Source organism: Chryseobacterium binzhouense, from assembly GCF_007474545.1.
Lineage (GTDB): Bacteria > Bacteroidota > Bacteroidia > Flavobacteriales > Weeksellaceae > Chryseobacterium > Chryseobacterium binzhouense.
The window spans coordinates 40,568-61,533 of sequence record NZ_VKOG01000008.1 but is presented as its reverse complement, the minus strand read 5'-3'; the positions used below and the strand labels follow the sequence as shown (position 1 = coordinate 61,533).

At 36.4% G+C, this 20,966-nt stretch carries 21 protein-coding genes and 1 tRNA gene; 2 read left to right on the top strand and 20 right to left on the bottom strand.

The genetic code is table 11. The features are described from left to right. Positions 1 to 27: 27 nt before the first annotated feature. From hisIE to FNE73_RS15515, 12 genes are all read right to left on the bottom strand, one after another. Positions 28 to 624 carry a bifunctional phosphoribosyl-AMP cyclohydrolase/phosphoribosyl-ATP diphosphatase HisIE gene (gene hisIE, locus FNE73_RS15570; RefSeq protein ID WP_143885478.1) on the bottom strand — a complete coding sequence of 199 codons (597 nt, stop codon included), beginning with the start codon at positions 622 to 624 and terminating at the stop codon, positions 28 to 30. Next, on the bottom strand, positions 621 to 1,373 hold the full coding sequence (gene hisF, locus FNE73_RS15565; protein WP_143885477.1) for an imidazole glycerol phosphate synthase subunit HisF: 753 nt from the start codon (positions 1,371 to 1,373) through the stop codon (positions 621 to 623). The genes hisIE and hisF overlap by 4 nt, the downstream gene beginning before the upstream one ends. After that, complete coding sequence (gene hisA / locus FNE73_RS15560; RefSeq protein WP_143885476.1) at positions 1,366 to 2,088, bottom strand: 1-(5-phosphoribosyl)-5-[(5-phosphoribosylamino)methylideneamino]imidazole-4-carboxamide isomerase; 723 nt, start codon at positions 2,086 to 2,088, stop codon at positions 1,366 to 1,368. Before hisA ends, hisF begins: the two co-directional genes overlap by 8 nt. A gap of 9 nt (positions 2,089 to 2,097) precedes the next feature. Continuing rightward, entirely contained in the window at positions 2,098 to 2,676 is a 579-nt protein-coding gene (gene hisH / locus FNE73_RS15555; protein ID WP_143885475.1) for an imidazole glycerol phosphate synthase subunit HisH, read from the bottom strand. Beyond that, positions 2,676 to 3,770: a bifunctional histidinol-phosphatase/imidazoleglycerol-phosphate dehydratase HisB gene (gene hisB, locus FNE73_RS15550; RefSeq protein WP_143885474.1), complete on the bottom strand. Its 1,095-nt coding sequence runs from the start codon at positions 3,768 to 3,770 to the stop codon at positions 2,676 to 2,678. Before hisB ends, hisH begins: the two co-directional genes overlap by 1 nt. 63 nt (positions 3,771 to 3,833) lie before the next feature. After that, positions 3,834 to 4,859: a histidinol-phosphate transaminase gene (gene hisC / locus FNE73_RS15545; protein ID WP_143885473.1), complete on the bottom strand. Its 1,026-nt coding sequence runs from the start codon at positions 4,857 to 4,859 to the stop codon at positions 3,834 to 3,836. Beyond that, a complete protein-coding gene (hisD, locus tag FNE73_RS15540) occupies positions 4,846 to 6,138 on the bottom strand; it encodes a histidinol dehydrogenase (protein ID WP_143885472.1) in 1,293 nt (430 codons plus the stop codon). Before hisD ends, hisC begins: the two co-directional genes overlap by 14 nt. 1 nt (position 6,139) lies before the next feature. Further along, complete coding sequence (gene hisG, locus FNE73_RS15535) at positions 6,140 to 6,997, bottom strand: ATP phosphoribosyltransferase (RefSeq protein WP_143885471.1); 858 nt, start codon at positions 6,995 to 6,997, stop codon at positions 6,140 to 6,142. Between the two features lie 244 nt (positions 6,998 to 7,241). Beyond that, the gene (locus tag FNE73_RS15530) at positions 7,242 to 8,336 is read right to left on the bottom strand and encodes a glycosyltransferase family 4 protein (RefSeq protein WP_143885470.1); all 1,095 of its coding nucleotides are present in this window, start codon (positions 8,334 to 8,336) and stop codon (positions 7,242 to 7,244) included. Next, a complete protein-coding gene (locus FNE73_RS15525; protein WP_143885469.1) occupies positions 8,320 to 8,994 on the bottom strand; it encodes a glycosyltransferase family 32 protein in 675 nt (224 codons plus the stop codon). Before FNE73_RS15525 ends, FNE73_RS15530 begins: the two co-directional genes overlap by 17 nt. Before the next feature lie 10 nt (positions 8,995 to 9,004). Then, complete coding sequence (locus tag FNE73_RS15520) at positions 9,005 to 9,817, bottom strand: 2,3,4,5-tetrahydropyridine-2,6-dicarboxylate N-succinyltransferase (protein WP_143885468.1); 813 nt, start codon at positions 9,815 to 9,817, stop codon at positions 9,005 to 9,007. A gap of 121 nt (positions 9,818 to 9,938) precedes the next feature. Next, positions 9,939 to 10,505 (bottom strand): C40 family peptidase, encoded by a 567-nt coding sequence (locus FNE73_RS15515; protein WP_143885467.1) that lies wholly within the window; start codon positions 10,503 to 10,505, stop codon positions 9,939 to 9,941. A 151-nt stretch (positions 10,506 to 10,656) separates the two neighbouring features. Here FNE73_RS15515 and FNE73_RS15510 point away from each other — a divergent pair, with 151 nt between their 5' ends. Continuing rightward, a complete protein-coding gene (locus FNE73_RS15510) occupies positions 10,657 to 11,304 on the top strand; it encodes a hypothetical protein (protein ID WP_143885466.1) in 648 nt (215 codons plus the stop codon). A gap of 51 nt (positions 11,305 to 11,355) precedes the next feature. Here the strand turns inward: FNE73_RS15510 and FNE73_RS15505 are convergent, their stop codons facing one another. After that, on the bottom strand, positions 11,356 to 11,730 hold the full coding sequence (locus FNE73_RS15505; protein WP_089744794.1) for a hypothetical protein: 375 nt from the start codon (positions 11,728 to 11,730) through the stop codon (positions 11,356 to 11,358). A 308-nt stretch (positions 11,731 to 12,038) separates the two neighbouring features. Between FNE73_RS15505 and FNE73_RS15500 the strand changes: the two genes are divergently transcribed. After that, positions 12,039 to 12,112 (top strand) — tRNA-Ala (locus FNE73_RS15500). A gap of 165 nt (positions 12,113 to 12,277) precedes the next feature. Here FNE73_RS15500 and FNE73_RS15495 read toward each other — a convergent pair. From FNE73_RS15495 to lat, 7 genes are all read right to left on the bottom strand, one after another. Further along, entirely contained in the window at positions 12,278 to 13,693 is a 1,416-nt protein-coding gene (locus tag FNE73_RS15495; protein ID WP_143885465.1) for a TolC family protein, read from the bottom strand. Positions 13,694 to 13,713: 20 nt separating this feature from the next. Continuing rightward, entirely contained in the window at positions 13,714 to 16,860 is a 3,147-nt protein-coding gene (locus FNE73_RS15490; RefSeq protein WP_143885464.1) for an efflux RND transporter permease subunit, read from the bottom strand. 1 nt (position 16,861) lies between these two features. Continuing rightward, complete coding sequence (locus FNE73_RS15485) at positions 16,862 to 18,046, bottom strand: efflux RND transporter periplasmic adaptor subunit (RefSeq protein ID WP_143885463.1); 1,185 nt, start codon at positions 18,044 to 18,046, stop codon at positions 16,862 to 16,864. 1 nt (position 18,047) lies between these two features. Further along, positions 18,048 to 18,503, bottom strand: a complete 456-nt coding sequence (locus FNE73_RS15480) for a P-loop NTPase family protein (protein WP_143885462.1) — start codon at positions 18,501 to 18,503, stop codon at positions 18,048 to 18,050. 115 nt (positions 18,504 to 18,618) lie between these two features. Next, positions 18,619 to 19,137 (bottom strand): GNAT family N-acetyltransferase, encoded by a 519-nt coding sequence (locus FNE73_RS15475; RefSeq protein ID WP_143885461.1) that lies wholly within the window; start codon positions 19,135 to 19,137, stop codon positions 18,619 to 18,621. 148 nt (positions 19,138 to 19,285) lie between these two features. After that, complete coding sequence (locus FNE73_RS15470) at positions 19,286 to 19,513, bottom strand: DUF2007 domain-containing protein (protein ID WP_089744800.1); 228 nt, start codon at positions 19,511 to 19,513, stop codon at positions 19,286 to 19,288. Between the two features lie 63 nt (positions 19,514 to 19,576). Then, positions 19,577 to 20,902: an L-lysine 6-transaminase gene (gene lat, locus FNE73_RS15465; RefSeq protein ID WP_143885460.1), complete on the bottom strand. Its 1,326-nt coding sequence runs from the start codon at positions 20,900 to 20,902 to the stop codon at positions 19,577 to 19,579. Between the last annotated feature and the right edge of the window lie 64 nt (positions 20,903 to 20,966).

The window sequence follows — 20,966 nt, the reverse complement described above, 5'->3', positions numbered from 1 at the left end:
ATTTTGGTATTTACAAAAGAGCAAAATTTACGAAGACAGATTATTTCTTTTCAGCAGAATTTCTTCAATATCTTCTAAAGTAAAATTCTTGGCTTTTAGTAAAATTAAAAAGTGATACAGCAGATCTGCCGCTTCATTTTTAAACAGGTCATCATTGCTGTCTTTAGCTTCGATTACCACTTCTACGGCTTCCTCTCCCACTTTCTGAGCCATTTTATTGATGCCTCTTTGGAATAATGAATACGTGTAGGAATCCTCTGTTTTTTCATCAATTCTTTGGCTTATTTTTTCTTCCAGTTCATACAGAAAACCTTTAGAATCTTTATCGCCGAAACAACTGAAACTTCCGGTGTGGCAGACAACGTTCGTAGGAATTGCCTTAATTAAAATCGTATCCTGATCGCAGTCTACGGCAATATTTTTAACGGTTAAAAAATTTCCGGACTCCTCACCTTTTGTCCAGAGTCGGTTCTTGGAACGGCTGAAAAACGTTACAACTCCTTCTTTTTGAGTTTTTTCAAAAGCTTCTTCGTTCATGTAACCCAACATTAAAACCTGCAACGTTCTGTCGTCCTGAATAATCACCGGAACCAAACCTTCACTTTTATTAAAATCAATTTTCATCGTAATGCAATTTTTTTAAATTTTAAATTATTTTTAAGATCCTGAATCTGTACTTCTCCAAAATGAAAAATACTTGCCGCCAAAGCTCCTGTTGCTTTTGTCTGATTAAAAACGGCTTCAAAATCTTCCATTTTTCCGGCGCCTCCGGAAGCAATGACGGGAATATTCACATTTTCGGAAATTAACTTCGTTATTCTGAGGTCAAAACCGTTTTTTGTACCATCGCCATCCATTGAAGTAAGAAGAATTTCTCCCGCTCCCAGTTCTTCCGCTTTCTTTGCCCAGTCCAGTGTCTTCAGATCCGTTATTTCCCTTCCTCCTTTCACATGAACCCAATTGGATCCGTTTACCAATCTTGTATCAATCGCAACCACAACACACTGACTTCCAAATTCTTTTGACAGCTCCGAAATTAATGCAGGATTTTTAACTGCCGAAGAATTAATGCTGATCTTGTCTGCTCCTGCTTCCAAGAGCCTTCTTACATCTTCTACCGTTGAAATTCCGCCGCCGACTGTAAAAGGAATACTTAATTCTGCTGCAATTTTCTGTACCAGTCCGGCAAAAGTTTTCCGTTCTTCTATCGTTGCGGTAATATCCAGAAAAACCAGTTCGTCTGCACCTTCTTTTTCATATCTTTTGGCAAGTTCTACGGGATCTCCTGCATTTCTTAATCCTTCAAAATTAATTCCTTTTACCGTAGTTCCGTCTTTGATATCCAGACACGGAATGATTCTTTTTTTAAGCATTTTCAATAAAATTTTGGAGTTGCTGCAAACTGATTCTGCCTTCATAAATTGCCTTTCCTATAATCGTTCCGGAACAGCCGATGTTTTTCATCTGTTCCACATCCTCAATACACGAAATTCCACCGCTTGCAATGAGCTGAACCGCTGTTTTTTCTACAATTTCTCTGTACAGTTCATCCGATGCGCCCTGAAGCATTCCGTCTTTTGAAATATCCGTACAGATAACGTTTTTAATTCCCTTATTTTTATATTTGAGAATAAAATCAATGACATCCAGTTGGCTTTCTTCCAGCCAGCCCGAAGTTTTTATCTTTCGGTTTTCACAATCGGCTCCGAGAATGATTTTATCGGAACCATATTTTTCAATCAGATCAAAACAGAAATCAGGATCCTGAACAGCAATACTTCCGATCGTAATCTGCTTTGCTCCCGAATTGAAGGCTATTTCAATGTCTTCCAGAGTTTTCAGTCCGCCCCCGAAATCAATTTCCAGAGATGTTTCTTTCGCAATGGTTTCCAAAACCTTTTGATTAATAGTATGCTTTGATTTTGCACCGTCAAGATCCACCAAATGAAGATATTGCATACCGAAATTTTCAAATTCTTTAGCGACTTCAAGCGGATTTTCATTGTATATTTTTTTGGTATCGTAATCTCCTTTCGACAAACGAACGCATTTTCCGTCGATGATGTCTATAGCGGGAATAATTTTCATATTCAGTTTTTATTGTTTTAAAAAGTTTTCCAGTAAACGGCTTCCAATATCTCCTGATTTTTCGGGGTGAAACTGCATCGCATAAAAATTATCCTTTTGCAGAGAAGCACTGAACGGCAGAATATAATCGCAGACTGACGTTGTATTTTCCGATAATTCGCAGTAGAAACTGTGAACGAAATACACATCACTGTTTTCTTCAATCCCTGAAAATATTCCGGATTTAAAGTCTGAAATCGTATTCCATCCCATGTGCGGAACAATATTCTTTGCAGGAAACTTTTTTACATTGATATCAAAAATTCCCATCCCGACTGTATTTCCTTCTTCATTATTTTTACACATGAGCTGCATTCCGAGACAAACGCCTAAAACCGGCTGTTTTAAAGTAGGAATTAGCTGATCCAGACCTTTTTCCTTTAGTAATTTCATGGTGGAAGATGCTTCACCCACTCCCGGAAAAATCACTTTGTCGGCTTTTCTTATCAGGTCAAAATCATCAGTTACTATAGATTCTACATTTAATCTGTTCAATGAATTCTGTACGGAACTGACGTTTCCGCCGTTGTATTTGATGATGGCAATCATTATAAACTTCCTTTGGTTGATGGTAAATTAAAATTCTTATCCGTCTGTTTTACTGCCATTTTTACCGCTTTGGCAAATGCTTTAAACACAGATTCGATCTTGTGGTGTTCGTTATCACCTTCCACTTTAATGTTGAGATTACACTTTGAAGAATCGGTGAAAGATTTGAAGAAATGATAAAACATTTCAGTCGGAACATCGCCAATCTTTTCTCGTTTGAAATCCGCTTCCCACATTAACCACGGTCTTCCTCCGAAATCAATCGCAACCTGCGCCAAACAATCATCCATCGGAAGCAGGAAACCGTAACGTTCAATTCCTTTTTTCTTTCCCAAAGCTTTTAAAACAGCTTCCCCAAGAACAATTCCCGTGTCTTCAATGGTGTGATGCTCATCGACCTGCAAATCTCCTTTCACGTTAATTTTCAAATCTAAATTGCCGTGTTTGGAAATCTGTTCGAGCATGTGATCAAAAAAGTGTAATCCGGTTGAAATTTCAGAGGCTCCGCTTCCATCAAGATTGACTTCAACCTCAATTTCTGTTTCATTGGTTTTTCTTGAAACTTTGGCTTTTCGCGGAATATTCGTTAAAAACTGTGCAATTTCACTCCAGCTTTCTGTTGTTAGATCGGCTTCTTCATTCTGAACTTTACTGATTAATATAGATTTTGCTCCTAAATTTTTTGCCAACTGAATATCTGTAAGACGGTCTCCGATCACAAATGAATTTTTAAGATCGTAGTCTCCGTAAATATATTTTCCCAGCATTCCGATTCCCGGTTTTCTTGTCGGCAGGTTTTCACTTTCAAAACTTCTGTCGATCAGAATATCATTAAAAATAATTCTTTCATTTTCAAAGGCTTGTAACATTTTTTCATGTGGTTTAATAAAAGTTTCATACGGAAAACTTTCTGTTCCCAAGCCATCCTGATTGGTTACCATCACCAGTTCAAAATCAAGCTCTCTGGCAATTCTTGAAAGATTCTGGAAAACTCCGGGATAAAATTCCAGCTTTTCAAGAGAATCAACCTGAAAATCAATGGGCGGTTCTAAGATTAAAGTTCCGTCACGGTCTATAAATAATACTTTTTTCATTTTAATTTTCTTTTACTTTTCTACACCTCACAGGTTTTAAAAATCTGTCAGGTTCAGATTTAATTAAATACTTTTTAAGACGTTAATCAGCTTATTGTTTTCTTCTCGTTTACCTACATTAATTCTAATGCAATCCGGAATCTGCGGACTTCTCTTGCTCGTCAGAATTTCATTTTCCAGCAATTTCCGGTATACCTTATCCACATTTTCAAACTGAATCAGGAAGAAATTTGCGTCGCTTGGAAATACTTTTTTGATGCAATTTATTGTCTCTAATTCATTTCTCAACCAGGAAATTTCATTTAAAGTATTTTCTATATTGTATTTTACAAATTCTTTATTACTAATAAGTTCTGATATTTTATTTAAACTTAAAGAATTAACATTGTACGGAGATTTCACCATATTAGTCAGTTGAATAATCTCTTCTGAAGCATATGCAATTCCGACTCTTGCTCCCGCCATTCCCCAAGCTTTGGAAAACGTCTGAAGAACGATAAGATTAGGAAACTTCTCCAACAATTCAATACACGATTTCTTTTCTGAAAATTCAATATAAGCTTCATCAACCACGACAATTCCTTCAAAATTCTGAATGTAAAATTCAATGTCTTCGATTGAATTTCCGGTAGGATTATTGGGCGAACATAAAAAGAAAACTTTTGGTTTTTCTTCGTTTGAGATTTTTAAAAACTCTTCTTTATCGATTCCGAAATTTTCATTCAGATTCAGTTTAGCCACTTTATTTTCATTCACCGCAGCATAAAATCCGTACATCGCAAAAGAAGGATTCATCATCAGAATAGCATCATTTTTCGGTTCACAAAAAACTTTCACGATAAGATCAATCAGTTCATCGCTTCCGTTTCCGACTGCAATCTGTTTAGCTGAAACATCTTTCAAAAAAGCCAACTTCTCTTTCAATTCTTTTTGAGTAGAATCCGGATAGCGGTTCAGCTCTCCGAACGCGCTTTCATTCGCATCCAGAAAAACAGGATTTTCAAATGTATTGTTGTCCCTAAAACTCACATAAGGCTGCAGTTCAAGAATATTTTTTCGTACTAAATCTTTGATATTAAATTCTTTCATTCTGTTCTTTTAATCTGATATTTACGGCATTTTTGTGAGCGAATAATCCTTCCGCTTCCGCCATAACTTCAATGGTTTTTCCTAAATTTTTCAATCCCTCTTCCGACAGATTCTGGAAAGTGATCTTCTTCACAAAACTGTCAAGAGAAACACCGCTGTAGTTCTTCGCAAAACCGTTCGTCGGAAGGGTGTGATTGGTTCCGCTCGCGTAATCTCCCGCACTCTCGCATGAATAATTCCCTAAGAACACAGAACCGGCATTCTGAATTTTCGGGATATAATTTTCAAAATCATTAATAGCTAAAATCAAGTGTTCCGGAGCGTACAAATTGCTAAATTCCAAAGCTTCATCAATTGAATTCAGTAAAATAAAGTGGCTGTTTTTTAAAGATTCTGCTGCCATTTCATTTCTTGGAAGTGCTTCAAGCTGTTTTTGTGTTTCCAGAATGGTTTCATTAAGAATTTTCTCGTCTGTGGAAAGGAAAATCACCTGACTGTCGCTTCCGTGTTCTGCCTGAGATAGCAAATCTGCCGCACAGAATTCAGGAACCGCATTTTCATCAGCAATCACAAGAACTTCACTCGGTCCGGCAGGCATATCGATGGCAATATTGCAGTTTTGTGCGTATTCTTTAGCGGCAACAACATACTGATTTCCCGGTCCGAAAATTTTGTAGACATTCGGAATACTTTCGGTTCCGAAAGTCATCGCTGCAATCGCCTGAGCGCCTCCTGTCTTGAAAATCTGCGTTACTCCACACAATTTTGCCGTATATAAAATGGCAGGATTTACATTACCGTTTTTAGCGGGCGGCGTACAGAGAATAATTTCTGTGCAACCCGCTAACTGAGCCGGAATAGCAAGCATTAAAACGGTAGAAAACAACGGTGCTGTTCCTCCCGGAATATAAATTCCTACTTTTTCTATCGCTCGGTTTTCTCTCCAGCAAACCACTCCTTTTGTTGTTTCTATTTTTTCGACCGTCGGAATTTGTGAAGCGTGAAACTTGGTAATATTCGATTTTGCTTCTTGAATGGCTGTTTTCAGTTCTTCACTGATCAGATTTTCAGCGGTTTCAATTTCTTCTTCAGAAACTTTAATGCTGTTTATTTCTGCGGAATCAAATTTTTTAGCGAAATCAATCAGCGCCTCATCTCCGTTGTTCTTTACTTCATCAAAAATTCCGGCAACGATTTCTGTTAATCGTTCTCTTTTTATAATGGGTCTTTTTGTTAATTCAGACCATTTTTCCCTTTCAGGATATCTTTCTATCTGCATATTAAATCACCATTTTATCGATTGGAATTATTAAAATATCCTGCGCTCCTTTGTCTTTCAGTTCATCAATCACTTCCCAGAAACGCGCTTCGTCTATCACAGAATGAATACTGCTCCATCCTTCTTCCGCCAAAGGAATCACGGTCGGACTTTTCAGCACAGGAAGCGCTTTTGAAACTTCTCCGATCTTGTCGTTCGGAACGTTCATGAGAATATATTTTGAATTTTTTGCTTTAAGAACAGCTTTAATTCTGAAGAGGAATTTTTCAAGAATTCCGGTTTTTTCTTCATCCAGTATGAATGTTTTTGCCAGAACGGCTTCAGAAGTAAGAATGGTAACGGTTTCTCTTAATCCGTTTTTGAAAAGGGTACTTCCTGAACTTACAATATCGCAGATTCCGTCTGCAAGTCCAATGTTCGGGGCGATCTCCACAGAACCTGAAATGATGTGAATATCTGCGGAAATATTGTTGTTATCCAAAAAATTTTTCAGGGTATTCGGATAAGAAGTGGCTATTTTTTTTCCCTGAAAATAGGTGATCTCATCGGTTTCAATTTCTTTCGGAACAGCCAGAGAAACTCTGCATTTTGAAAATCCCAAAGGCTGAACGATTTCAATTTCTTTCTGTTTTTCTACCAAAAGATTTTCTCCCACAATGGCAACATCCACCACTCCATCTTCCAGATACTGAGGAATATCCGAATTTCTGAGATACATGATTTCCATCGGGAAATTTTCTACGGAAACTTTTAACTGGTCTTTTCCGTTGTTAACGAAAATACCGCAGTCTTTTAAGAGCTGAAGAGATTCCTCGTAAAGGCGACCGCTTTTCTGTATGGCTATTTTTAATTTACTCATTTCACTTTTTTGTTGTGTCTGAGTAAAAAGATGGTTTGGAAATAAATTGCCCGGGATGAATTTAGAAACAAAAAACCGCCTGTTTACTCAGACGGTTTTAATTATTTTGATTTTTAACATATGTTCATATCAATCAATTCCGTCTTAGCAGAGATGATGATAATGATGTACTGTTAAAAAACTCGGTTTCATTGTTGAAAATTGTGGTACAAATGTAGAACTTATTTTTAAACTGCCAAAAAATTTAAGAAATAATTTTTTGGTAAAGATTCATCAGGTTATTTGCAATCGGTTCGTCATTAAACTTCTGAACAAACTCAAAACCTTTATCAGCACGGCGTTTACGTTCGGATTCATTGTCCCATAAAAATTTAATTTTAGACTGAATATCAAGATGATTTTCCGGATATACATAAACGGAATCGGGTCCGCCCGCTTCGGGAAGACAGCTTGTATTGCTTGTAATAACTACTGTTTTCGAAAATAGTGCTTCTATGACAGGAATTCCGAAACCTTCGAAAAAGCTTGGATAAACGAAAATATCGGCAAGTTTGTAGATTGTAGCGAGTTCATCCATGGAAACTCCTTCGAGAAACTGCACTCTGATTTTATGCTGCTGAACAAACTGTTCTACTTTCCTGAAGTATTTTGTTTTTTTGCCGACAACCACCAATGGAATATTTGTGTCTTTTAATGCTTTTACCACATTGAGAAGATTTTTACGTTCTTCTATAGTTCCGACATTGAGAATGAATCTTTCCGGAAGACTGTATTTTTCTCTGGTTTTCTGAATGAATTCTTCGGACTGCTGTTCTTTAAAAGCTTTGTGGCATCCCTGATAAATGACTTCAATCTTCGATTCAGGAACTTTTAAGAACTGAATAATATCTCGCTTAGTCTGTTCTGAAATGGCAATGATTTTGTCGGCAGAATTTGCGGCTTTCCTGAATTTCCAGAAGTGAATTTTACGGTCGAAAAAGGAATAATATTGCGGATATCTCTCAAAAATAAGGTCGTGAATGGTGACAATTTTTTTGATGGTTTTTTTATCCCATTTTAAAGGCAATTCGCCGGATAATCCATGGAAAATATCGGCGTTCTGTTTTTGGGCATCCTTCCCCATTTTAAACTGTCGGGACATTGTTCCCTTTGAAGTTTCCACAAAATGAACATTGGAGTTTTCTAAAATGTCAGATCCTCTTTCCGACTTGTTTTTATTAAGCAAAATGTATTCATTTTCAAGGAAATACTGTGCTAAAATTCTAACAAGATCGCGGGAATAATTCCCTAAACCGGAGGTGTTGTGAAAAAATCTTTTGGCATCAAATGCTATCTTCATCCTCTGGTTTTATAATGTTTTGTGTAAGCTGCTTTCTTTTCCAGTGTTCAGATTTTTTACTGTACAAAAAAAACTTCCCGAGTTTGTATTTAAACACCATTTTATTTTCATAGTGCGGTGCTAAAAAACGATGCGGAATATCCGGATTTTCAGAAAGACACTGTTTGATAGATTCTGTATAAACTGTTGGTCCTGTAGTTTTATGGACATTATGAGGATAAGGATTATTCCTGATGTTATCAAGAATATTTTCTAAAGTTTTCTGTAAAAACGGGTGTCCGGCTTCATACACCAGACCCCATTGTACATAATATGTAGGAGGAATTTCATCGGTGACCAAAGCCACATCATCCTCCCGAATTAGATTTCGCAGAGGAATATTGATTCCGCTGTCTATATCTAAATAAACTCCTCCTTTTTTGTAAAGAATGGCATATCTGAAAAAATCCGCTTTGGCAGCTCCAATCGTGAGTCTGTTGTAAGATTTCAGATATTCAGGCGGAAACTCATCTTTAAAGAATGCCTGAATTCTGTTATCATCATAAAAATGATAAGTATACTCAGGGTTTTTTCTGAGCATTCTTTTAATATGAAATTTTGTAAGCCAGGGAAGCTTATCTGTTTTAAATGTCTGAAATATCTGTTTCGGAATTGCCATATGCAAAAATTTAAACCGCTACATTATTTTCTCTCAACGCATCATTCAGAGAAGTTTTTTTATCGGTTGACTCTTTTCTTTTTCCTATAATCAATGCACACGGAACCTGATATTCTCCTGCAGGAAATTTTTTGGTATAACTTCCCGGGATTACTACCGAACGGGCAGGAACCCTTCCTTTGATTTCAACCGGAGTTTCGCCTGTAACATCAATAATTTTCGTAGATGCCGTTAAAACAACATTAGCTCCCAAAACAGCCTCTTTTTCCACATGAACTCCTTCTACAACGATACATCTTGAACCTACAAAGCAATCATCTTCAATGATAACGGGTGCAGCCTGAAGCGGCTCCAGAACACCACCAATACCAACACCGCCACTTAAATGAACATTTTTACCGATTTGTGCACAGCTTCCTACCGTTGCCCAAGTATCAACCATAGTTCCAGAATCTACATAAGCACCAATATTTACATAAGACGGCATCATAATCACACCCGGCGCAATATAAGCTCCCTCTCTCGCAACTGCATGCGGAACTACTCTTACTCCTTTTTCGGCATATCCTCTCTTCAAAGGCATTTTATCATGAAATTCAAACGGTCCCACTTCAATAGTTTCCATTTTCTGTATCGGAAAATACATCACAACAGCTTTTTTTACCCATTCGTTTACCTGCCATCCGTTTTCTGTAGGCTCTGCTGTACGAAGATCACCTTTATCTACCAAAGAAATTACTTCTCTGATCGCTTTCTGGCTGTCTTCGTTCTGCAATAGTTCTCTGTTATCCCAAATATTTTCAATAGTTTGCTGTAATGACATAATGATGTTTAAATTTTGTTAAAATAAATGCCCTCAAAGATACAAAAGTTTAGCTTAAAGAGAGAGTTTGCTCACAATATAAAATGGAAATAAGAAAGATGTCTTGAAATAAAAAAAGAGTCTATAAAACTCTCTGTGCATGCAAATATGCTTTGTTCCAATAATTTTCGCTGAGAGAAGAAATAATGACCCCTTTTGAAGTGGAAGCATGTATAAATTTTATCTCTCCATCTTTTTCAATGGTATGAACGATTCCTACATGCGAAACACGGGTTCCGCCTGATGTAGCAAAGAAAAGCAAATCACCAGGTTTCACCGTTTCTATTTTGATAGATTTCCCTGCCAAAGCCTGATCTGCAGATCTTCTGGGAAGCTGAAAATTATTTTCCTGAAAAACTTTTACGGCAAAACCCGAGCAATCAAATCCTTCAGATGTATTTCCACCAAATTTATAGGGCGCTCCCAGATATTTCTCGGCATCTTTCAAAAGCTCTTTTACATATCCAGAAATTTTCCCTTCAAATTCTGAAAGCAACATTCTTGTATTTTCTTTTTTTACAGAACTTGTTTTGGAGCTTTTCGAAGATGTCGCGCTTTTAGAACTTCCACAAGAAATTAAAAAAACCGAAAAAATCAACACCAATGATAAAAATTTAAATAAATCTTTTTTAGAAATAAACTGTCGCATAGTGATTTGAAAATCAGTTACCTATTTAATGAAAGCAAATATAGTTTAAAATTTTAAACTATACAATAACTATACTACAACTATATATAAACTATATTATAATATTTATTATAAACTAAATTATTCTTAAATTCGCAGAATTATATTCATCATGGCTACATACGAAAGCTTCATTAAACTTAACGGAACAATAGGAGATCTTGTTTTCTATAATCTTAACGGCAAGAATATTGTCCGCAGAAAAAGCGGCTTCAACAAGACGGCTTACAAAAAAAGTCCCAGCTACGAAAAAGTAAGGCAAAACAGTTCTGAATTCGGACATTGCTCCAAAGTAGGAAAAGCGATACGCATCTGTCTTGCTGAATATATTGCAGAAGCACAGGATGCTCTCCTCTATCAGAGGTTTGCAAAAACGATGACCGGCATCAAAGACAGCGATATAGCTTCAGAGAAAGGAAACCGAACGGTGAAGGCAGGTTTAAAAACCAATTCAGGAAAAAGTTTATTACAGCAATTTCAGTTTGGAAATATCCCTGCAGCACCTCAAAATACACAAATTTATCTTGGTTTATGGGATAAAAACCTCAGCTTTAGCAAAGAAACAGATGCGGATGAGATGGATATTGTAACCATAAAAATAGATTACAATAATTATACTTCAGAATCTTTTAAGGAAAATATTAAATTACAAGAAAATCAGTACGAAGTTAATTTTGAAAATCATTTTAATGATGAAGAGGTTCTGCATTTTGTGTGTTTCAGAAAACACGGTAAAATCACAAAAATGGGTTTTGTGTAAAAAAAATCGCCTGCAATAAATTGTCAGGCGATCAGATATATAATCAGTTTTCTATTTTTTATCTTTTGTTCCTTTCCAGGTTCCGGATCTTGCGGGAGTTGGAGATTCATTTACCCAAGTTCCTGTGGCAGTTTTGTCCAGAGTTAATGTTCCTGAAAACTGTCCGTCAGCTGGTAAAACCAATTCTGCTGTCAGCTGTCCCGAATTATTTAAGAAACCGGAAATATTGTAATTCTCATTTGTACTTTCAGAATACATGGTTCCTGTTACTTTTCCATCGCTGGCTACTACGAAGTTCCAAAGTCCTTTCTGGGTTCCCTCGTATGTTCCTGACCAGGTTCCGATATAATCATAAATTGTTTCGTCGTTTGTACTACAGCCAATCAGTAAAAAAGTAGTCAAAAAAAGGAGAAAAAGTTTCTTCATAGTTTGCAATAGTTTATGAAATATGTTTAATTTATTCAATTTATTTTCAAAAACACCTCTAAAATTTTAAATATCATTTTCAAAATTCTGTCTATCTGTGCGCATTTTTGAATTTGACAAATATATCAATTTAATTTTATAGTTTTTCATTTTACTGTCAGATTTTAAAAAAATATGGCGGAAGATTCTTTTAATGTAAATCACTATTCTTTACATATTGTAATACTTAAGAGTTATTAACAGAAAATTTAAAAAAAATTTGCAAATCTGTGATAAATACTTACATTTGCAAAGTTGAAAAAACAGTCGGGGAATTAGCTCATCTGGCTAGAGCGTTAGACTGGCAGTCTAAAGGTGACGGGTTCGACCCCCGTATTCTCCACTAAATATAACTCTAAAACCTTCCACATCTGGAAGGTTTTAATTATTTTAAACACTCAAAACATTAGTAATTGTTAAAATGCAGCTTTACTGATTATAAAAAACGTGCATCGAATACACGATACACGTCTTAACAAGATTGAATATATCAATAACTAACTATTTTTTATTTCCATCCGCCTCCTAAAGCCTGATACAAATCTACCGCAGCTTTCATTTTACTGTACTCTGCATTCGAAATATTAAGTTCAGCATTCAAAGAATTTACACTTGCATTCAATACCTCAAGATAATTTGCCATTCCGTAATTGACAAGTTCCTGAGAAAAATCAACGGATTTTCTGTAGGAATCCAGTTCTTTTTTCTTTAAATCAATGAAAGAATCCTGTACAGAAAAAACTTTAATGGCATCAGAAACCTCTTTTCCGGCATTTAAAATTGCTTTTCTGAAATTGAGATAAGCCGTTTCTTTGTTTGCCTGACTTACTTCATAATTGGTTTTTATCTGCCTTCTGTTCAGAATGGGCTGTGCCAATCCTCCTACCACATTTGCGAAAAGAGAGTTTACACTGAAGAGATGATCAATATCAACTGACTGCACTCCTCCGCTTCCGGTAAGTCTTAAGGCAGGATAAAACTGTGCTCTTGCTGCATTGGTCAACTCAAACGCATTAATGAGATTGAATTCTGCCTGCATCACATCCGGACGGTTTGATAATAAATTAGCAGGAAAACCGATCTCCAAACTATTGGGAATTTTCTGTGCTGCTAATGAAGATCTTTCAATGGTCTGAGAAGGTATTCCCATCAAAAGACTCACTGTATTTTCCAACAGTGCAATCTGTGTATCTATATCAATAAGCAAAGATTTTGCATTGTAAACCAGTGCCTGACTTTGCTGTACTGCAACTTCCGTAAGAACACCCGCTTCTTTTAAAGCCTTAGTAGTTTCTAAATTATTTTCTCTTATTGTTATAGTTTCCTGAATAATTCTTTTCTGATCATCAAAAGTCAAAAGCTGAAAATATGCCGATGCCACTGATGCTACCAAATCACTTTTTACCGCTTTATGAGCCGCCAAAGTTCCCAAATAAGTAGCAAGCTGTGCTTTTTGCTGAGATTTTAACCTTCCCCATATATCTGCTTCCCAACCAATTGTTGCTGTAATATCAAACTGATTGATGTATCTACGCTCACCAATAATCTGCCCAAACTGCGTATTGATTGACTGGGTCTGAAAAGTATAATTGGGACCTACGGATAAGGTTGGTTCATAAGCTGCTTTAGCCTGTTTCAGGTATGCTTCTGCTGATACGATATTCTGTACTGCAATTCTTACATCAAGATTATTCTCTAAAGCGGTGTCAATATGTTTCTGAAGAATAGGATCTGTAAAAATTTCTTTCCATGAAACAGTGGCGATACTCATACTGTCCTGCGGAAGCATATCTGTGCGGAAAAGTTTTTCGTCAACTGCAGACTGAGGTCTTTCGTATTCTTTTCTTACCATACAGGAAGACAAAACAGCTACTGTAAAAACCGAGAAAGCAGTTCCTTTTATTATTATAGATAAATTTTTCATTAATTAAATCTTAAAGATTTTTACTCTGCTAAATTGATGTCCTCTTGTTTTATAGGCTTAATTTTTTCCTGCAGTGTCTGGAAAACCACGTACAAAACAGGAATTACAAATACTCCCAAAAGAGTTCCTATCAATAAACCTATAGCTGCACCGGTTGCGATGGATCTGTTTCCGACTGCACCAATTCCGCTTGCTAAAACTAAAGGCAACAGACCAAAAATAAACGCTAAAGAAGTCATCAAAATAGGTCTTAATCTCGCTTTAGCAGCGTTAATTGCAGAGTTGACAATACTTTCGCCGTGATGCCTTCTCTGTACAGCAAACTCTACAATCAAAATAGCATTTTTAGCAAGTAATCCTACAAGCATAATTAAGGCAATCTGAAAATAAATGTTGTTTTCCAGTCCCATAATTTTCTGACCAAAATATGCTCCCATAACCCCTAAAGGAAGGGAAATTACCACCGCTAAAGGAAGAATGTAGCTTTCATATTGTGCAGCTAAAATAAAGTAAACAAAAACCAGACTTAAAGCAAAAATAAGAGCAGTCTGTGAGCCGGAGGAGAGTTCTTCTCTTGATAATCCCGTAAATTCTACAGAATAATTCTGATCCAGAGTTTCTTCAGCAACCTGCTGTACGGCAGCAATAGCATCTCCAGAACTGTAACCGGGCGCATTGGCTCCTGTAATCTTTACTGAAGTAAACAAATTGTAACGTCCTACTGACTGAGGTCCGTACGTTCTAGTGAGACTTACAAACTGCGAAATCGGAGCCATCTCTCCCTGTGCTGTTTTAATATATAGCTGATTGAGACTTTCTGCATTTTCTCTGTTTTCGGGCAGAGCCTGAACCATTACCCTAAATTGTTTTCCGTACTTTGTGAAATCTGCACTGTAAACTCCTCCTATATATCCCTGCATAGTTTCCAAAATAGAATTAATGGAAACTCCTTTCTGTTTAGCTAAAGGAACATTGATTTCCATTTGGTACTGAGGATATTTTGTATTAAATGAAGTCTGTGCAAATTCAATTTCAGGTCTCTTCATCAAATTCCCAATCAATTCGCTTGTCTTATTGTCCAACTCCGCAAATTCTCCTCCTGCCCTATCCAGCAAAACCATCTCAAAACCTGCACTGTTACCAAAGCCCGGCACACTTGCAGGCTGGAAGAAAACTACTTTTGCATCCGGAACCTTTCCTGTAAGTCCGAAAAGTTTTTTTGTAATTTCTTCAGAGGAAAGTCCGTCACCTTTTCTTTCGTCAAAAGGCTTAAGCTTTACAAAGGCAAGACCGTTATTACTTCCGTTTCCTGAAAGCAATCCTCTTCCGGTAGAAATAGTTACATTTTGTATTCCCGGAATCTTAAGCGCATTAGCTTGTAAGGTTTTCAGTACAGTATAAGTTCTCTCCATAGATGCTCCCGGAGGAAGTTGTACATCAGTAAAAATAATACCCCTGTCTTCTGTAGGTACAAAACCCTTTTTCATCGTGGCACTCGTCCAGTAAATGATTCCGGCTGTTATTCCGAAAATAACCAAAGTTACCCATTTGTGCTTAATAAGAAACGTAAATCCTCTTGCATAACGCTCTGTAGCTGATTTGAAGGCAATATTAAATTTATAAAAGAACTTCTGAATAAAGTTTTTCTTTTTATAGTCTTCATGATGTGCATCATGAGGTTTTAAAAATAGCGAACATAGAACCGGGCTTAAAGTCAGTGCATTAATCGCTGAAATCATGATGGCGATAATAAGCGTAATACCAAACTGCTGATAAAAAACTCCGGTAGGACCTGTAATAAATGTTACCGGGATAAATACCGCCGCCATTACCAGTGTAATAGATATAATTGCACCTGTAATTTCGTCCATCGCTTCAATGGTTGCTTTTTTAGAATTGGAAATTCCGTTTTCCATTTTGGCGTGAACGGCTTCAACGACGACAATAGCATCATCCACCACAATACCAATTGCCAGTACCAAAGCAAAAAGCGTAAGAAGATTTAATGAATATCCGAAAAGATTCAGGAAGAAAAATGTTCCCACAATAGAAACAGGAACTGCTATAGCCGGAATTAATGTAGATCTGAAATCCTGTAAGAAGATATACACTACAATAAAAACCAATATAAATGCTTCAATTAAAGTATGAATTACTTTTTCTATAGATGCATCCAAAAATTCATTGGTATCAAAGTTAAAAGTATATTTTACCCCTTCCGGATAACTGCTTTCATTTGCTTTCAGCTGAGCTTTGATATTTTCGATAATTTCCTGAGCATTGGATCCCGGAGTCTGAAAAATACCCATACTGATTGAAGGATTATTTCCGTTTTCACCAACTCCTGTATAAGAAAGACCGCCCAATTCTACTTTGGCTACATCTCCCAGCATTAAATTCTGACCATCGGGAAGTGCCTTAATGATGATATTATCATACTGCTCTTTATCATTGAATTTACCAACATATTTTATAATATATTCAAAAGAGCTGCCACTGTTTTGTCCTAAAGAACCTGCCGCTGCTTCACGACTCTGCTCATTGATTGCTGTTGTCACATCAGACGGAGTAATACCGTAAGCTGCTAATTTTGCAGGATCAAGCCAAACTCTCATGGAATAATTTTTTCCACCAAAAACATTGGCTTCACCAACTCCGTTAATTCTTTGTAAATTCGGAATTACATTGATATTCAAAAAGTTTTGCAGATAAACATCATCAATATTTTTGTTTTCCGAATAAAAAGAAAGATACATCAATGCACTGGTCTGCTGCTTCTGAGTCACAACTCCGGCACGGGTAACCTCGCTAGGAAGCAACGGGCTTGCTCTTGAAACACGATTCTGAACATTCACCGCAGCAATATCAGGGTCTATTCCCTGTTTAAAAAACACCTGAATCTGTGCTGACCCATCGTTTCCTGCCGTTGAGGTAATATAATCCATTCCTTCCACACCATTGATCTGCTCTTCTAAAGGAACCACCACGCTTTTCATAACCGTTTCCGCATTGGCACCCGTATAGTTTGCACGGACACTTACTGTGGGGGGAGCAATATCAGGATATTGTGTAACAGGCAGAGCGGTGAGTCCCAAAACTCCGAGAATGACAATCATAATGGAGATTACTGTGGATAAAACCGGTCTGTTAATAAAGTTCTTTATCATTTTAGAATTTCGGTTTTATAGATTTTACGACTTCATCGGTTGTGGTCGGCTGAGGTTTCACCGGAGTTCCATTTTTGAGACTTCCCGTACCTTGTGCCACTACTTTATCACCTGGTTTTACTCCATCTTTGATGAGTGCCAAATTATCAATCCTGTCAATCACATTCACCACAACATTTTTAGCAGTATCTTTATCTACTTTATAAACATAAACAATACCCTGCTGTTCGTAGGTAGCACTTTCCGGAACAACCAAAACATTGTCAAAGTTTTTAGGGAATCTGATGGTTCCGCTGTTTCCGTTGCTTAAAAGCTTTTGCGCATTTTTGAATACAACCCTAAACTGAATGGTTCCGGTAGTTTCATCAATAGAGCCTGTTATAGCTTCAATTTTTCCTTTTTCAGGATAAATGCTTCCGTTGGCAAGCTGAAGTTCTACCATCGGCAGATTTTTAATTTTTTCAGGGAGATTTGCGCCAACAGATTTTTCCAGAAAATCAAAATAAGATTTTTCATTCATAGAAAAATAAGCGAAAATTTCGGATGTATCTGAAATAGTTGTAAGCGGAGTCTGATCTGTTGGACCTACTAAGCTTCCCACTTTTAAAGGTAATTTACCAATCACTCCTGAAATTGGCGCACGTATCACAGAATAATCAATATTGGCTTCTACACCCTTATAGTTAGCAACCGCCTGTTTTCTTGCTGCGACTGCCTGCTGTAATCCTGCCTGTGCCTGTGCAAGATTTGCCTGAGCGGTCTGAAGCTGCACATTGCTGATAATATTTTTCTGTACTAAAGGTTTTAGTTTATTTACTTCTACTTCTGCAGCACTTACCTGAGCCCTGGCTGCTGCAATGCTGGATTCTGCAGCGGCAATACCTGCTTTGGAGGCTGCTGCATTTTCGGTCAGAATATTGGTTTCAAGCCGGAACAATGGCTGTCCTTTAGTCACATACTGCCCTTCATCTACTAAAACCTGAGTAATATAGCCTTGAATTTTAGCTCTTACATCATTATTTATTCTTCCCTGAATAGTCGCCGGGAACGTATCATAGCCCACTATATTTTTATTTTCTACAGAAACTACAGGATAGGGTTTAGGACCATCCTGTTTTGGAGCTTCTTCTTTGCAGGCAGTAAGCAATAATGCTCCCGCAGAAAATAGTATAAGCTTATTTGTCATATCATAGTTTATTAAGAGATTCCTGAATTGTAATTATACTTTTATTTAAAAGTGCTTTATAAGCTTCATTTCTTTCTTCTGCATCTTTATTTTCATTTCCTCTGAAGTTTTTCAAATCATCCATCAGTTTAAGTTCATCTTTCATTTTCTGAACAATTTTTTCGAACCTTATTCTTTTGTAATCATCATTAGCGAAAAAATATCTTTTACGCTCGTCCATCTTATTGATGTCAACTATCAGCTGAAGGTTGAGAAGAAGGCTTACGCTCGTAGATACAGAACTTTTACTTGCCGAAAAAACCTCTACAAATTCATCAAAAGTAATTCCCACCTTATCAAAATCGAAAATGAGGTAGGAATATATTTTGGACGCTAATGGCGGCAGATTGAGGACAGTTCCGTAAAATTTTACGGCATCCTGAAAAATTTTCTTATCTACCTTTAATGTTTGATTCATCAATCATATTTTTTTCAAAATTATCAATTAGTTCGGAACAAAACGAACAAACCTGATAGAGTTTATAAATAATTCGCTTCTATAAGAATCAATGAAATGTAATTTAACTTTTGCTTTAAAAAATAATCTTCTCGAAAGCTTTGCGAACACCTCCTGATAAAAATACCTCTCCGCAATAGGTATAGCCTTTAGATTCTAAAATTTTGAGCATTGCAGCATTATCAAAATTGGTATCGACTTTCACACTCTGAATTCCGCAAGATGCTGTGAAATCTTCAATTTTATCAAATAAAACTTTTACCAATCCTTTTCCTGAAAAATCATTATGAACTGCAACTCTATGTATAACAACAAATTCTCCGTCACTCAACCATTTACCGTCAATATTGCTGTATGCAGGTTCGTCATTCTTAATAATTGCAGTATAAACAGCAATTCTGCCATCAACGGTTAATACGTAGCCAAAATTTTTAGAAATATCACTTTCAATAGTACCAAGATTAGGATAGCCATTCTGCCATTGGGAGCTTCCATCTTTTTTTCTTCTGTCTATAGCCTGTTGGATAATTTCCCAGATACTGTCTCTGTCTTCAGAGTTTGCTTCTCTGAAATGAATTTCATTATTATCAGTCATAAAGATTTTTTATTAAAGTCTTTAAAATTCAAAATATCATAATCAATGCCAAAATCTTCATTAATTTTTATTCATAAAAAACCGAAAGCTAAAAAATTAACTTTCGGTTTCTGAAGTAGTAAAATTTAAAATTATGAAATTGTTTTAATTAATTTTCGTTTTGCTGAAGATAAGCATCAATAATTTCAAATGCTTTTTTTTCGTCCTGTAAATCAACCATCACTTTAAGAGTAGTTGCAGTAGGAGTAGTTGTAAATGTCAAATAATTGTTTTCCACATCATTGGCAATCTGGGCATCATCCAATTTAGATTTAATCAACTGTATTTCAGCGGGTTTATCACTTTCAAAAACTGATACTCTAGTATTTCTGTCCATATTCTTTACATTTTGAGTATCTAAATATAGAAATTTTAATTTAAAATTCCAAATTACAGAGTTTTAAATTTTATTAATATTATTTTCAATTTTATCTAAAGCGATCTGAATTTCTTCTTTTGTCACGTTAAGATGTGGTCTGAAACGTATTGACTGGTCTCCACACGCAAGAATAATCAGGTGATCATTGTATAAAATATTTCTCAGATGATCTCTCTGCGCTCCTGAAGGCAAATCTACAGCACACATCAAACCTTTTCCTCTAGGATTAGACAATTTCTCCGGATATTTCTGAGCTAAATTCTGCAGACCTTCCAAAAGGTACTCTCCTACAGTTTCAGCATTTTCTAGAAGATTTTCTTTTTCAATAACTTCCATTACAAGTTGAAAACGAAGCATATCAATAAAGTTTCCTCCGAATGTAGAATTGATTCTGGAACTTTCTCTGAATACATTGTTTGGAATTTCGTCGAATTTTTCCTTATTAGCCAAAACTCCACAAACCTGTGTTTTTTTACCAAAAGAAATAATATCCGGTCTCACGCTGAAATGTTCAAATGCCCACATTTTCCCGGTAATTCCTATTCCTGTCTGTACTTCGTCAAAAATCAGCAAAACTTCGTGCTCATCACAAATATTTCTTAGCCCCTGAAAGAACTCATCTCTAAAGTGGTTGTCTCCACCTTCCGCCTGTATAGGCTCAATGATAATGCAGGCAACCTGATTAGGATTGGCAAGAATAGCTTCTGTGATCTGTATCAAAGCTAAATTTTCATTTTTAATAGTTTCCTGTAAATTTTCTTCTGTAATCGGAAAATGCAATTTAGGATTTAGGATTCTTGGCCATTCAAACATTGGGAAATACTGATACTTTCTAGGATCCGAAGTATTGGTTAAGCTTAACGTATAACCGCTTCTTCCGTGAAAAGCCTGTCTGAAATGAATGCAGATTCCGGCTTCTATATCAAGATCTTTTTCAAAGTTTTTTCTTGTTTTCCAGTCAAAGCATGCTTTCATAGCGTTTTCTACTGCCAAAGCTCCGCCTTCAATAAAAAAAGCATACTGAAGTTCTTTGGGCATTACTACCCTTTCGAAAACCTCAATAAACTGAGCATATTCTTTGGGATAAACATCTGCCAAAGTGGGTTTGTTCACTGCCATTTTTCCCAGCCATTCTGCCTTTTCAAGCAGATATGGATGATTGTAACCGATAGAACCGGAGCCAAACATAGAGAACATATCCAGGAAATTTTTTCCTGAAAGTGAATCATGAATCCATGATCCGTGAGAATTTTCAATATCCATTACAAAGTCAAACCCGTCTGCTAACACGTGTCTTCCTACCGTTTCTTTTACTTTATTTGTTTGAATTTCAAGTGTATTGTCCATATAACTGTGATTGAAAGATTAAAAAAATTCAAAGATTTAAACTAATAAAACACCAATTAAATCC